This is a genomic window from Echinicola arenosa (assembly GCF_014841125.1).
Taxonomy (GTDB): Bacteria; Bacteroidota; Bacteroidia; order Cytophagales; family Cyclobacteriaceae; genus Echinicola; species Echinicola arenosa.
The window spans coordinates 585,351-598,899 of record NZ_JACYTQ010000001.1; the positions used below are offsets into that span (position 1 = coordinate 585,351).

Sequence of the window (13,549 nt, forward strand, 5' to 3'; positions counted from 1 at the left end):
ATTGTCAAAAACATGAGTTCAGAAAAAAAGAAAAAAGGCCCCGTTAGAGAATGGATGGATGCCTTGGTTTTCGCGGTTATAGCCGCCAGCTTAATCCGTTGGTTATTTTTAGAACCATTCACCATTCCGACGGCCTCAATGGAACGCTCTCTTCTGGTTGGAGATTTCTTATTTGTAAGCAAAATGCATTACGGTACCAGGACGCCACAAACGCTTCTTCAGGTCCCACTTACACATCAAAAAATCTGGGGAACAGAGATCCCATCCTATTCGGATGCTATCCAACTCCCTTATTACAGGCTTCCTGGCTTCACTTCAGTAAAAAGAAATGACGTGGTAGTCTTCAATTACCCAGATGAATTTGAGCATCCCGTTGACCTAAAGACCAATTACATTAAAAGAGCGGTAGGTATACCTGGTGATGTAATCGAAATAGTAGACACTCAGTTAATTGTCAATGGGGAAACGGCAGAGAACCCTGAAGAAATGCAGTTTTCTTATGATGTCATCCCAAATAGAATGCTCAACGCAGACTTCTTTGCCGAGTATGACATCAACCAAGATTCATTTCACCCCTACAATGGCATGTATGTGGTGTTCACTACTCCTCAATCGGCCGAGCGCTTAGCAAAATCTCCTGTGATCAAAGAGGTAAAAATAAGGACTTATGAAAAAGGCAATGGAGACCCGGATATTCATCCTGATGGTGCCTTTTATGGCTGGAACAGGGATAATTTTGGACCGTTGACCGTGCCTGCAGAAGGCTGGACCATTGACCTCACTGAGGATAATGTAAGAAGGTATGCTTTTACAATCAAACATTATGAAGGGATTGATGATCTTCGTATTGAAGGAAATGAAATTTTCATCAATGATGAAAAACAGGATACTTATACCTTCAAGCAAAATTATTATTTCATGATGGGAGACAATAGACACGACTCCTTGGATTCCCGCTTTTGGGGGTTTGTACCTGAAGACCATATTGTCGGAAAAGCATGGTTCTTATGGCTTTCTCTGGACAAGCATAAAAGCATGTTCAGTAGTATCCGCTGGAATAGGTTCTTTAAAGGAATTCATTAATCAGGAAACACATACTAAAAAGGGACTCAAAGTTTTGAGTCCCTTTTTAGTTACCATTCAATTTCCGGCAATCCTTTTTCCCTCAAATAAGTATTGGTTTTACTGAAGTGTCCACAGCCCAAAAAACCCCTGTGAGCTGAAAGGGGACTTGGGTGAGGCGCATATAGCTTTAAATGTTTCGCATCAGATATAAATGCGGCCTTTTTCTTGGCATAAGCTCCCCAAAGCATAAATACCAAGCCTTCCTTTTCTTCTGCTAATTTTCGGATCACCGCATCTGTAAATTCTTCCCATCCTCTCTTTTGGTGAGAACCTGCTTTGTGGGCTTCCACCGTCAATGTGGCATTCAAAAGCAACACACCTTGCTTTGCCCAGCGCTCCAAATTACCATGGGCAGGCACTGGAACATTTAAATCACTTTTAAGCTCCTTAAAGATGTTCATCAGCGAAGGAGGAAACGGAACACTTTCCTGCACCGAAAAGGACAGGCCGTGAGCTTGGCCTGGCCCATGATAAGGATCTTGTCCCAAAATCACCACTTTTACCTGATCAAATGGACATTGGTCAAAAGCATTGAAAATATCGCTCCCTTTAGGATAAATATGCTTGTTTTGATATTCACTTTTTACAAAATTCACCAGTGATTCAAAATAGGGCTTATCAAACTCATCAGCTAGTTTTTCCTTCCAGCCTCCATTTATTTTAACGTTCATTTAATTTATTTCTCTTGAGAATTCATAATAAACCCTTAATTTCGAACAAAAATCCTGTTAGACAAAGTTTTTAATGGTTACTGCAATCACCCAAGGAATAAAGGTAAGCGTAGAGGCTACATATCAGGCGGAATACAGTAGTCCGCACCAGCACCACTATGTATTCACCTACAAAGTCACCATCGAAAACAATAGCTCCCACACGGTCCAACTTCTAAAAAGAAAATGGGAAGTATATGATGCTGGACAAAGCATCAAGCTTGTCGAAGGAGATGGAGTCGTGGGGCAACAGCCCATACTCGAACCTGGAAAGTCCCATCAATATGTTTCAGGCTGTAACCTTAGCTCTGGCCTAGGAAAAATGAATGGGCAGTACTTTATGGAGCGCATCCAAGACGGAACCATCATTGAAGTACAAATACCGGAATTCCAACTCATTTCAGACATCTTCCATAATTAACATTTTGTTAGAAAAGATTTACCCACTATTGGCATACCTGAAGTACTTTCTCAGGCAGGAGGATAGGCATTCGTTGCAATCACCGTTCTCCTTCAAGGTATATGAAGGATTAAAAAAAAATCTTAAAACAAATGATGATACGGAATTAAAAGCCCTAAGAAAACAACTACTTCAAAACCACAAAAAAATAACCATTCAGGATTTCGGGGCTGGTTCAATACATTTAAAAGAGCCCATCAGAAGAATTTCCGATATAACCCGACACAGCACCAGTTCATCCAAATTCTCAAAACTCTATCAATACTTTTGCTCCTTAACGCCAGCACAAACAGTAATTGAGTTAGGCACCTGTGTAGGAATTAACACCTGCTATTTGGCAAGGGCAACAAAAGGAAAGCTCTATACTTTTGAAGGAGCAGAAGAATTGGCAAAGGTTGCCCGAAACACTTTTTCTAACTTCTCCAAAGTCTCTTTGCTAATTGGCCAAATCGAAATTACTTTGCCAGAATTTCTGAAGCGGCCAAACAAATTAGACTTTGTGTTGATTGATGCCCATCATGCTTACCAGCCTACCTTGACATTTTGGGAGCACATAACACCCTTCTTAAATGAAGATAGTATTGTCGCTATTGGTGACATTCATCGTTCCAAGGAAATGGAACAAGCTTGGCACACCATCAAAGACTCCCCTTCAGTCACTATGAGCATGGACTTTTATGAATGTGGCATCCTATTTTTCAAAAAAGGCCTAAACAAAAAACATTATATACTCCACTATTAAACTTCACTTTTCCTTTTTGCTTTGAAAAACAATTCATTCCCCGCTCTAGGTGGGATAGAATTATAGCACCGTTCCATTGTCACAATTTCCAACTCTTGGCTAAACACTTCTAAGTAGTCTTGTTTAGCTCCTCCAAACGGTGGGCCATCCTTTTCAAAATCAACATCAAACAGTACACCCACCAGTCTCCCACTAGGTTTAAGCAGTTCAGCCATTTTTTTGATGTAATCATTTCGTAAATTAGGTTTCAAGGCACAAAAGAAAGTTTGTTCCAATATAAGATCATATTGACCTTGATGATCAAAGAAATTTTCATGGTGAATATGCCCTTTGGGAAACTCAGGAAAGCGTTCCTTAAACTGCCTTAAAGGAGGTTCTGCAAAATCTAAAATATGAACATTCTTAAACCCTTTTTTATGCGCATACACAGCTTCATGGGCATTTCCTGCACCTGGAACGAGTATCTCCAATCCATGGTTTACAATTTGGTCTAAATATTGCTTTAAGGGAACAGTTGCCTCTCCTACATCCCAACCTGTATTTTGGTCGAGATACCTGGAAGTCCAATAGTTTTCATCTAATGCTTGAGACATACATTAAAATTATTATTTGAAATTTGTTCTAATATTCGATCACTATGAGTACTAATATACCTGAAGAGAAATCTTCCCGAAACGAAAAAGGGAAAAACATTTTGATCATTGTACTGATTTTGCTTGTCATCTTCAGTGGTGTCAAACTGTATCTTGACAGTGTCGACAAAACCCAAAAAACAGAAGAAATCCTCATTCTTTCAGAAGAGAATAACAACCTTAATTTGAGAATTGATTCAATGGCTTATCAACTAGACCTAAGGATCAATGAAATCAAAAAGTTAGGTGGAAACGTGGATTCCCTTGTAGTCCTTAAGGAACAGCTACTCCAGGAAAGAAACACGGAAAGGAACCGCAGTGCGGCGGAGATTTCCGCTCTAAACAAAAAAATAGATAGCTTTTCTGGTGTATTGACAGAAAAAGACCAGGAAATTACCAGGCTTAAACAAGTCAATGAACAGCTATTTACTGAAAACCAAGACCTAAAAACATCGAAAGCCGAAATTGAAGATTCTATTGTGCAGCTTAACTTGAAGCAAGAAGAATTGGAGGAAAAGGTAAACATTGCCCAGAAGCTTCATGCAGAAAATATTGTAGTAGCTGCGGTTAACAATAAAGGACGTGAAAGGGAAGGTTCCTTCAGAAACAGACAATTGGAAAAGCTTAAGATTTCATTTGACATATCTGAAAACAAGGTAGCTGAGCCAGGCACCAAGGATATTTATGTTCAGGTAGTTGCTCCCAACAATCAAGTCATCTTTGACATCGCAAAAGGGTCTGGAACCTTTTCCATTGATGGAAGAGAAGAGTTTTATACCGCCAAGCAGGATATTCTCTTTGACAACACCAAAAAGCGTTTAATCTATTTATATCAAAAAGAAACAGAATACCCTGAAGGTGTATATGAGGTAAAAATCTATTCTGAAGGATTTAACATAGGCAATAAAACATTTGAAATAAAATAACTGACTTTTGAGTTTGACATATTGGATTCAATTAAACACCTGTGGATACCTTTATCCATGGGTGTTTTACTTTTGGCATTTAGGTTTATCCATAAACCCTTACTATCCTGACTACTTGCCTTTAAAAAAGAACAGCCTTTTTTGATTAATTAAAATAAACCCTTAATTTTGCGGTCTGTTTAAATAATTATAGCTAAACAATTATCAAATGTTCCAGAAAAATTATGAAACGGTATTCATTTTAACTCCCGTTTTGTCTGATGTTCAGATGAAGGATACCGTAGACAAGTTTGTAAACTTGTTAAAAGAAGAGGGAGCAGACATTGTAAATGTTGAAAACTGGGGTCTTAAGAAGCTAGCTTACCCAATCGAGAAGAAAAGCACTGGTTTTTACGTTCTGGTAGAATTCAAGAGCGAGCCTACTTTGATCAAGAAGTTCGAGCTTGAAATGAGAAGAGACGAGAAAGTGATGCGTTTCTTGACTACTGTTCTTGATAAGCACGCTATTGCTTACGCAGAAAGAAGAAGAAAAGGAGAATTCAACAAAAAATCTGAAGTAAAAGAGGAGGCTGCAAAATGACACTTAAGAACGAACCAATCAACAGAGAGCAGAACAAGAAGAAGTACTGCCGATTTAGAAAATTAGGCATCAAGTACATCGACTATAAAGATCCTAACTTCTTATTGAAGTTTGTGAATGAGCAAGGTAAAATCCTTCCAAGAAGACTTACAGGAAACTCTGCGAAATACCAGAGAAAAGTGGCTAACGCTATCAAAAAAGCAAGACATTTGGCCTTGTTACCTTATGTAACTGACGGACTAAAATAATCCGGCCCTGTTCTATTCAATACATATTAAATTAGACAACTACAATGGACGTTATCTTAAAAACAGACATAAAAGGACTTGGCTATAAAAACGACTTAGTTGCAGTAAAACCTGGATACGGAAGAAATTACCTTATCCCTCAGGGTTTTGCTGTATTGGCCACAGCTTCCAACAAGAGAATTCTTGAGGAAAATATTAAGCAAGCAGCTCACAAAGCTGAGAAAATCAAAACTGCAGCTGAAGAAATCGCAGCTAAAATTGAAGGACTTACCCTTGAGATCAAAGCTAAGATCGGTGATTCAGGTAAAATCTTCGGTAAAGTTACTACCCTTCAGATTTCTGACGCTCTTGCAGCTAAAGGTGTTGAGGTTGATAGAAAGAAAATCGCTATCAGCACGCCAGTAACCGGTGCAGGTGAGTACCAAGCAGAAGTTGACCTTCACAGAGAGGTTAAAACAGAAGTTAAGTTTGTAGTAGTAGCTGAATAATCTCAGCATATTACAAGTAAGCATAGTAAGGCTATCCTTTAATTGGATAGCCTTATTTTTTTGCACAAAAAGTAAAAAATCACGCGACAGCGACCTTCTCCAAGTCTTCCAACAATTTCTTGGAAACTGCTCTACTGTTTTTTTCTTTTTCAGCCTTCAAAGCTCCTAAGGCCAAAGAACTCTTTTCAATCAAACCAACAGGATTACTGTCAAAACGGTAGCTTCCCAAACACCACTCCAATTCTGACACTAACTGGTCTTCAATTTTTAACTTTTGTAGTTTCTCTACAGTAGCTTCTACTGTTTTCTCTAAAGTAAATGGTTTCATAGCATGAATGGTTATTAAAACATCTAACTGTCTGTAAGTCAATAAAAATAAACCAATCAAACCAAAACCTCAACATACCCTCAATAACTTTCACATATTAATAACGAACAAGGCACTTTATTAACATTTAAATAAATCAAAACTCGCAAAGACGTATAAAGCTGATCATTGCTTCAATTTGATTAATTTAGCTTTATGCAATTACAGACGAATTTTGATATCCCTCCCTATCCCACTCCAATTAATTATGACAAGACAATTGTTACGGTTGGCTCTTGCTTTTCTACTGTCATAGGCAATAAACTTTTGGAAAGAAAATTTGAAGTATTGAATAATCCTTTCGGTACCATATTCAATCCTTTGTCTTTATTTACCCTACTGCAAAAATCAATTGCAGGCCAAAATCTACCTCACGAAATGGTGATTGGTTTTCAGGGGAGGTATTTGCATTATGGCTGTCATTCTGAAATTTCAGCTTCATCTAAAACTGGCTTGTTGAATAAAATTCAACAAGCCATCGAAAAGACAGCTTTGGCACTCTCCCACGCTTCCCATTTAATCATCACCATGGGCACAACCTATGTCTATGAACACTTACAGTTTAACCAAACAGTGGCTAACTGCCATAAGCAACCGGCTAAACTATTCAAGAAGAGATCATTGGATATACTGGAGATGAGGTCAGCTTTTGAGGCATTGGCTACCCCTTTGATTGCTATCAATCCTAATTTAAATATTATTTTAACGGTAAGTCCAGTGAGGCATATCAAGGATGGAATCCCTGAAAACCAATACAGCAAATCCCTGTTAAGGGTCTTCTGTCATGAACTTGAAACTTTCTTTAAAAATGTCAGCTACTTCCCCAGCTATGAAATCATGTTGGATGAACTCAGGGATTATCGCTTTTACAAGGAAGACATGATCCATCCCAGTTCCCAAGCTGAGCAATATATTTGGGAGAAGTTTTCTAAAAGCTTTCTGACTAATGACACCCAAAAAACAGTTCTAAGGATAGAAGAAATTATCAGATCACTGTCTCATAAGCCTTTTAACCCATCTGGAGAAAGCCATCAAGCCTTTTTGAAAAACCTGCTTCAAAAAATGGAACAAATGACACCTAAGATTGATTTTACTAGTGAAGTCAATTTCGTAAAATCACAAATTCTTTCATAAACCAAATTTCCTCCATGACCAAACAGGCCAATCAACTTATAAAAAGCCAAAGTCCTTATTTATTGCAACATGCGTACAATCCTGTCAATTGGTACCCTTGGGGACCTGAAGCTTTGGCAAAAGCCAAGGCAGAAAACAAACCTATTCTAGTATCCATTGGTTACTCTGCTTGCCATTGGTGCCATGTCATGGAACATGAAAGTTTTGAGGATGAAGCAACAGCTGCCATCATGAATGAGCACTTTATTTCAATTAAAATTGACAGAGAAGAGCGGCCAGATTTGGATAACATCTACATGGATGCGGTACAGGCTATGGGACTTCAAGGTGGCTGGCCACTCAATGTATTTCTTATGCCCAATCAAAAGCCATTTTATGGCGGCACTTATTTCCCCAACCCCAACTGGAAAGGCTTGCTCCAAAACATTGCTGAGGCCTATGATAGACATTTTGATGACCTTGCCAAAAGCGCTGAAGGTTTTGGTAATAGCCTAAAACAGAAGGAAAAAGACAAGTATAATTTATCCTCTAGTGATACTGAATTATCCCCAAATGAGTTGATCTTGATTTCTGATAAAATTGAAAGTCAAATGGATGAACAGTGGGGAGGTATGAAGAGAGTACCCAAGTTTCCTATGCCATCTATCTGGAATTTCTTATTGGATTATGCAAAACTAAAATCCAATCATCCACTGAAAGAGAAAGTATTCTTTACGCTAAAAAAAATAGGTATGGGAGGAATATATGACCATCTGGCCGGAGGTTTTTCAAGATATTCCGTGGATGGCGAATGGTTTGCTCCTCATTTCGAAAAAATGCTGTATGACAATGGTCAACTTCTGAGTCTCTATTCAAAAGCTTATCAAAACAGCAAGGAACCTATTTTCAGGGAAAAGATAGGAGAAACAATTCATTGGCTAAAATCTGAAATGCTCGAAAAAGAGGGGGGATTTTTTGCGGCGTTGGACGCGGACAGTGAAGGAGAGGAAGGGAAATTCTACACCTGGACTTATGATGAATTGGAAGCTTTATTGGAGGAAGGGGAAGACTGGTTTTATGAGCTGTACAATATAAGTAAAAACGGCAATTGGGAAAATGGAGCAAACATCCTCTTTCAAACTTCTTCCTATGAAAAAATCGCCTCAAAATTCAGTTTGACAACAGAAGAACTCATAGAAAAAGTCACTTTTACCAAACAAAGACTTCTTTCACTCCGAAATATGAGGATCAGGCCAGGTTTGGATGACAAAATCCTTTCTGGATGGAATGGTCTGGTCATTTCGGGTTTAGTTCAAGCTTATTGGGCCATCAACTCAGAGGAAGCAAAAAGCATGGCTCTCCAGAATGGAGAATTTCTTCTGGACAAAATGCTTAGGAAAAATCAACTTTACCGTTCATACAAGAACGGGACTGCCTACACTCCAGCGTTCCTTGAAGATTATGCTGCTGTGATACAAGGTTTCATTCATTTATATCAGTTAACTTTTGATGAAAAATGGATCCTTAAGGCTAGAGATTTGACTGACTTTACTCTTGAACATTTTCTTGATCAAGAAGAGGGTTTATTCTATTTCAACAATCCAGATTCAGAAGAATTAATTGCGAATAAAAAGGAGATATTTGACAATGTAATTCCTTCATCCAATTCCATGATGGCCAGCAATCTTCATTTTCTGGGCTTATATTTCTATCATGAACCATACAGTAAACTTTCCGATCAACTATTAGACCTGATCCGAACCACTTTAATCAAGGAACCAGGTTTCTTAACCAACTGGGCAAGTGTGTATCTTTCAAAGCTTGTTCCTACTCCTGAAATTGCCATTATAGGAAAAGGAGCAAAAGGGCTAGCCCTTAAACTCCAGCAAAATTATCATGGACACAAAGTTATGGCAGTCAGTAAAACTACGGATTCAGACCTCCCTCTTTTAGAACATAAGGTGGCAGATCCCAAAGGAAATGCTTTAATTTACGTCTGCTTTAACAAAGCCTGCCAACAGCCAGTAAACACTGTAGAGGCAGCCATCAAACAATTCCCAAAACTAGCATAAGATTCTTTGGAAAGCCTATTTGGAGACAATCCCGTTTATGATGACGCAAAGATGCCCCCTAGCTTTGCTGATGTAATCCTTCCTGTACCCATTCCTAAAATGTTCACTTATCGTATTCCACGATCTTTGGAAAGTAGCGTAGGGATTGGGTACCGGGTAATTGTTCAGTTTGGGAAGAAAAAAGTACTCACAGGAATAATTGGAAAGGTCCATAAAAAACCTCCCAAAGAATATGAGGCCAAACCAATTTTAGATCTATTGGATGACTATCCAGTAGTCAACCCCTTGCAGATCAAGTTTTGGTTTTGGATGGCTGAGTATTACTGTTGCCACATCGGTGAGGTTATGAATGCCGCTTTACCTACAGGTTTAAAACTTAGTAGCGAAAGTAAAATCCAACTTAATCCTAAATTCGATTTTGTTTCAAATGAATTCCCTATAGATGACCGGGAGCAAGTGATCTTGGATGCACTTGAAAGCAAAGATGAACTTTCCTATGAGGATTGTGGCAAACTGCTTGGGGTCAAGTCTTCTTATGCCATCATCAAAAGCCTAGTACTAAAAGAAGCGGTACTGGTTTACGAACAGGTCAAGGAAAAATATAGTCCTAAAGTCGAATCAAGGATTAAGCTAACCGAGCCTTACACTTCTTCAAAAGAAGAATTGGAAAAGCTATTTGAACAAATCAGTAAAAAGCCCAAACAAGAGGAAATCCTCCTTAAATATCTACAGGAAGTCCCCGTTCATAAATTCCCCGAAAAGAATAAAAATGGACTGGACAAGAAAACCATCACTGATGCAGGTTTATCTTTAAGCTCACTTAAAACATTGATCAAAAACAAGGTATTAGAGGAGTTTAAGGTAGTCATCAGTAGATTTGATGAGCTTGCAGGATACGACCACCCCATTGAATTGGCAGACTTTCAAGAAGAAGGGCTGCAAAACATTAAAACTGAATTTGAACAGAAACAAACGGTATTGCTACACGGGATTACCGGAAGTGGAAAGACTGAAATATACATTAAGCTAATTCAGGAAGTATTGGAAAGTGGTTCCCAAGTCCTTTTACTACTTCCCGAAATTGCCTTGACCACACAGATCGTCAGTAGGCTCCAAAAAGTTTTTGGAAGTCAGATGGGAATCTTTCACTCGAAATATTCCGATAATGAACGAGTAGAAGTTTGGCAAGGTGTTTTGAGTGGCCGGTTTTCTTTTGTGGTCGGTGTCAGGTCTTCTGTCTTTCTTCCTTTTGATAGTTTGGGTATGGTGATCGTAGATGAGGAGCATGAAGCATCCTATAAACAATTTGATCCAGCTCCTAGATTTCAGGCCCGTGATGCAGCCATAATGCTTTCTTGGCTTCACCAGTCCAAAACACTTTTGGGAAGTGCTACCCCTTCATTTGAGTCGTTCTATAATGCTAGGATGAAAAAGTATGGCTATGTCCATTTGAACAAAAGATTTGGCGAAGCACAATTACCGGAGTATCACCTGTCGGACATATTAGTTGACAAAAAGAAAAACCTTTTAAAGCTTGATTTCACCAGATTGATGCGGGAAAAAATTCAAGAAGCACTCAATCAACAAGAGCAAGCCCTGATATTCCAAAACCGCAGAGGCTATGCTCCCTACATGTCCTGTGAGGAGTGTGGCTGGATTCCTGAATGTGAACATTGTGATGTCAGCCTGACTTACCATCAATATAGTGAGGAAATGCGCTGTCACTATTGTGGATTTAAAGAAAAAGTCCCTAGGGCTTGTCCTGCCTGTGGAAGCCATAAGCTGACCACTGTTGGTATGGGCACCGAGCGTATAGCCGAAAGCTTGTCCTTGCTGTTTCCTGAAGCAAGAATTGGCAGGATGGACTTGGATACCACCAGAAGCAAATATGCTTATCAAAAAATTCTAGAAGATTTTGGCGCAGGTAACTTGGATATTTTGGTAGGAACTCAAATGATAACGAAAGGCTTGGACTTTGATAGGGTCACGGTAGTTGGTATTGTGGATGCAGATCGAATCCTCTACTTTCCAGATTTTAGAGCTGGCGAGCGAGCTTTTCAACAAATCACACAAGTTGCAGGCCGGGCAGGAAGGAGAAATCGACATGGTAGTGTTGTGATCCAAACCAGAAAACCAGACAACGATATTTTTCACCAAATTATCCAAGGAAACTACGAGCATTTCTATATCAATGAAATGAGTGAGCGGCAAAGGTTCTTCTATCCACCATTTGTTAAAACATTAAAAATCACCACCAAGCATAAGGAAATCAAAATAGCAGAAAGGGCATCGAAACACCTTAGTAACCTGTTAAAGGATATCCCTGTCAAGAAAATCATTCTTGGCCCTGAAAAAGCTTTGATAGGGAAAATAAAGAACCAGTACCTTTTTGACATCCTAATAAAGTTGGATAAGTCCAATAATGCCCCCGCCCTTTTCAAACATGAATTAGCCATGGTTCTGGAAGAACTTAAAAGTCAAAAAGACTTTAAATCTGTTAGATTTACCGTGGATGTAGACCCTTATTAAAGAAAAAACACATGAGATTAAGGCCATAATTCCCTTATTCAAGGATCAACTATATTTATCATCTTAAACCTTAAATCTTGAACATAATCTTTAATTTTTTATAACTTTAAGCCTTCAACCTATTAAACCAAAAACGATGAGAATTGCCTTAATCGCCCACGATGGAAAGAAAGCCGACATGGTTCACTTTCTCAGCGGCTTCAAAGACCGATTACTAGGCTCAGACATTCAACTTTTTGCTACTGGCACTACAGGTTCCCATATTGAAAGGGCTGGTTTCAATGTAGAAAAACTGATGTCCGGTCCTTATGGCGGAGATGCTCAGATTGCCGCTATGGCTGCTCAAAAAGAGCTTGACATTGTAGTATTCTTTAGGGATCCATTGGACAAACATCCGCATGAGCCGGATGTTCAGATGCTGATGAGGATTTGTGATGTACATAATATTCCTTTGGCAACCAATTTGGCTTCAGCGGAATTGATGTTCAAACAATTAACTACAGCTCAATAAAATGGAAAGTAAATCAATTACAAAAATTGGTGTTTTGACATCAGGAGGAGATGCTCCTGGAATGAATGCTGCCATTCGTGCTGTGGTTCGCTGTGCCTTCTATTATAACTTAGAGGTATATGGTATCTACAGGGGATATGAGGGGATGATCCAGGATGACATCAAAAAAATGGAGAGTTCTGATATAGCTTATGTATTAGAGAGAGGAGGTACCTTCCTGAAATCAGCCAGAAGTGCCGAGTTTCGAACTCCTGAAGGAAGGAAAAAAGCTTATGAAAACCTTCAAAAACATGGCGTCGATGCTTTGGTAGTAATCGGAGGTGATGGATCCCTTACGGGAGCGCACCTTTTCTATAAAGAATTCGGTATTCCTTCCATTGGCTTACCCGGAACCATTGACAATGATCTCTCGGGAACTGACAATACGATTGGATTTGACACAGCCTGTAACACGGCCATTGAAGCAATAGATAAAATCCGTGACACTGCCACTTCGCACGACAGGCTTTTCTTTGTGGAAGTAATGGGACGTGACTCTGGCTTTATTGCCATCAATGCAGGTATAGGCAGTGCTGCTGCAGCAACATTGATCCCTGAAAAGAAAATGCCAGTAGAGGCATTGATAGACAAGCTGAACACAAGAGCCAAAGCAAACAAACAAGCGAACGTGGTGATAGTGGCCGAAGGAGGAAAAAGCGGCGGTGCTTTGGAGCTCTCAAAAAAAGTAAGCAAACATCTCCCTACTTATGATATTAAGGTAACAATCTTAGGGCATTTACAAAGAGGCGGGTCACCAACATCTTATGACCGAGTGCTGGCCAGTAAGTTGGGGGTAGCGGCTGTCGAAGGCCTTATGCAAGGCAAATATGATGTCATGGCCGGTGTCATCAATAATAAAGTTGTTTACACGCCCATCAAACGAGCCATTGTAGATGATAAAGAAGTCGATGAAGAAGACTTCAGGGTAGCCAAAATACTATCTACTTGATTTCAATATTTTAAAAAAAACGGGAAGTTTAAACTTCCCATTTTTTTTAAAAAGTACC

General features: G+C 39.2%; 15 protein-coding genes. 12 read left to right on the forward strand and 3 right to left on the reverse strand.

Translation table 11 applies throughout. The features are described from left to right. Positions 1 to 12 precede the first annotated feature (12 nt). Complete coding sequence (lepB, locus tag IFO69_RS02205; protein ID WP_192007583.1) at positions 13 to 1,083, forward strand: signal peptidase I; 1,071 nt, start codon at positions 13 to 15, stop codon at positions 1,081 to 1,083. A 50-nt stretch (positions 1,084 to 1,133) separates the two neighbouring features. On the opposite strand, the gene ung is transcribed toward lepB, so the two are convergent. Beyond that, complete coding sequence (gene ung / locus IFO69_RS02210; RefSeq protein WP_192007585.1) at positions 1,134 to 1,796, reverse strand: uracil-DNA glycosylase; 663 nt, start codon at positions 1,794 to 1,796, stop codon at positions 1,134 to 1,136. 73 nt (positions 1,797 to 1,869) lie between these two features. On the opposite strand from ung, the gene apaG reads away from it, so the two are divergent. After that, on the forward strand, positions 1,870 to 2,256 hold the full coding sequence (gene apaG / locus IFO69_RS02215; RefSeq protein WP_192007587.1) for a Co2+/Mg2+ efflux protein ApaG: 387 nt from the start codon (positions 1,870 to 1,872) through the stop codon (positions 2,254 to 2,256). Positions 2,257 to 2,260: 4 nt separating this feature from the next. Beyond that, positions 2,261 to 3,037, forward strand: coding sequence for an O-methyltransferase (locus tag IFO69_RS02220; protein ID WP_192007589.1), 777 nt, complete (start codon positions 2,261 to 2,263; stop codon positions 3,035 to 3,037). Here the strand turns inward: IFO69_RS02220 and IFO69_RS02225 are convergent. Then, entirely contained in the window at positions 3,034 to 3,630 is a 597-nt protein-coding gene (locus IFO69_RS02225; protein ID WP_192007591.1) for a methyltransferase domain-containing protein, read from the reverse strand. The two genes, IFO69_RS02220 and IFO69_RS02225, sit on opposite strands and share 4 nt — an antisense overlap. Before the next feature lie 44 nt (positions 3,631 to 3,674). On the opposite strand from IFO69_RS02225, the gene IFO69_RS02230 reads away from it, so the two are divergent. The 4 genes from IFO69_RS02230 (at position 3,675) to rplI (ending at position 5,911) form a co-directional block, all read left to right on the forward strand. Beyond that, positions 3,675 to 4,595 carry a coiled-coil domain-containing protein gene (locus IFO69_RS02230; protein WP_192007595.1) on the forward strand — a complete coding sequence of 307 codons (921 nt, stop codon included), beginning with the start codon at positions 3,675 to 3,677 and terminating at the stop codon, positions 4,593 to 4,595. A 208-nt stretch (positions 4,596 to 4,803) separates the two neighbouring features. Next, entirely contained in the window at positions 4,804 to 5,175 is a 372-nt protein-coding gene (rpsF, locus tag IFO69_RS02235) for a 30S ribosomal protein S6 (protein WP_192007598.1), read from the forward strand. Continuing rightward, the gene (gene rpsR, locus IFO69_RS02240) at positions 5,172 to 5,423 is read left to right on the forward strand and encodes a 30S ribosomal protein S18 (protein ID WP_186756360.1); all 252 of its coding nucleotides are present in this window, start codon (positions 5,172 to 5,174) and stop codon (positions 5,421 to 5,423) included. The genes rpsF and rpsR overlap by 4 nt, the downstream gene beginning before the upstream one ends. A 44-nt stretch (positions 5,424 to 5,467) precedes the next feature. Further along, a complete protein-coding gene (gene rplI, locus IFO69_RS02245; protein ID WP_192007600.1) occupies positions 5,468 to 5,911 on the forward strand; it encodes a 50S ribosomal protein L9 in 444 nt (147 codons plus the stop codon). Between the two features lie 79 nt (positions 5,912 to 5,990). Here the strand turns inward: rplI and IFO69_RS02250 are convergent, their stop codons facing one another. Further along, positions 5,991 to 6,239, reverse strand: a complete 249-nt coding sequence (locus IFO69_RS02250) for a hypothetical protein (protein WP_192007602.1) — start codon at positions 6,237 to 6,239, stop codon at positions 5,991 to 5,993. A 195-nt stretch (positions 6,240 to 6,434) separates the two neighbouring features. On the opposite strand from IFO69_RS02250, the gene IFO69_RS02255 reads away from it, so the two are divergent. The 5 genes from IFO69_RS02255 (at position 6,435) to pfkA (ending at position 13,491) form a co-directional block, all read left to right on the forward strand. Then, on the forward strand, positions 6,435 to 7,412 hold the full coding sequence (locus IFO69_RS02255) for a GSCFA domain-containing protein (RefSeq protein ID WP_192007604.1): 978 nt from the start codon (positions 6,435 to 6,437) through the stop codon (positions 7,410 to 7,412). A 14-nt stretch (positions 7,413 to 7,426) separates the two neighbouring features. Then, complete coding sequence (locus IFO69_RS02260; RefSeq protein ID WP_192007607.1) at positions 7,427 to 9,463, forward strand: thioredoxin domain-containing protein; 2,037 nt, start codon at positions 7,427 to 7,429, stop codon at positions 9,461 to 9,463. 6 nt (positions 9,464 to 9,469) lie between these two features. Continuing rightward, positions 9,470 to 11,992 (forward strand): replication restart helicase PriA, encoded by a 2,523-nt coding sequence (gene priA / locus IFO69_RS02265; protein WP_394354453.1) that lies wholly within the window; start codon positions 9,470 to 9,472, stop codon positions 11,990 to 11,992. Positions 11,993 to 12,128: 136 nt separating this feature from the next. After that, on the forward strand, positions 12,129 to 12,503 hold the full coding sequence (locus IFO69_RS02270; RefSeq protein ID WP_192007609.1) for a methylglyoxal synthase: 375 nt from the start codon (positions 12,129 to 12,131) through the stop codon (positions 12,501 to 12,503). 1 nt (position 12,504) lies between these two features. Further along, on the forward strand, positions 12,505 to 13,491 hold the full coding sequence (pfkA, locus tag IFO69_RS02275; protein WP_192007611.1) for a 6-phosphofructokinase: 987 nt from the start codon (positions 12,505 to 12,507) through the stop codon (positions 13,489 to 13,491). Positions 13,492 to 13,549: the final 58 nt, after the last annotated feature.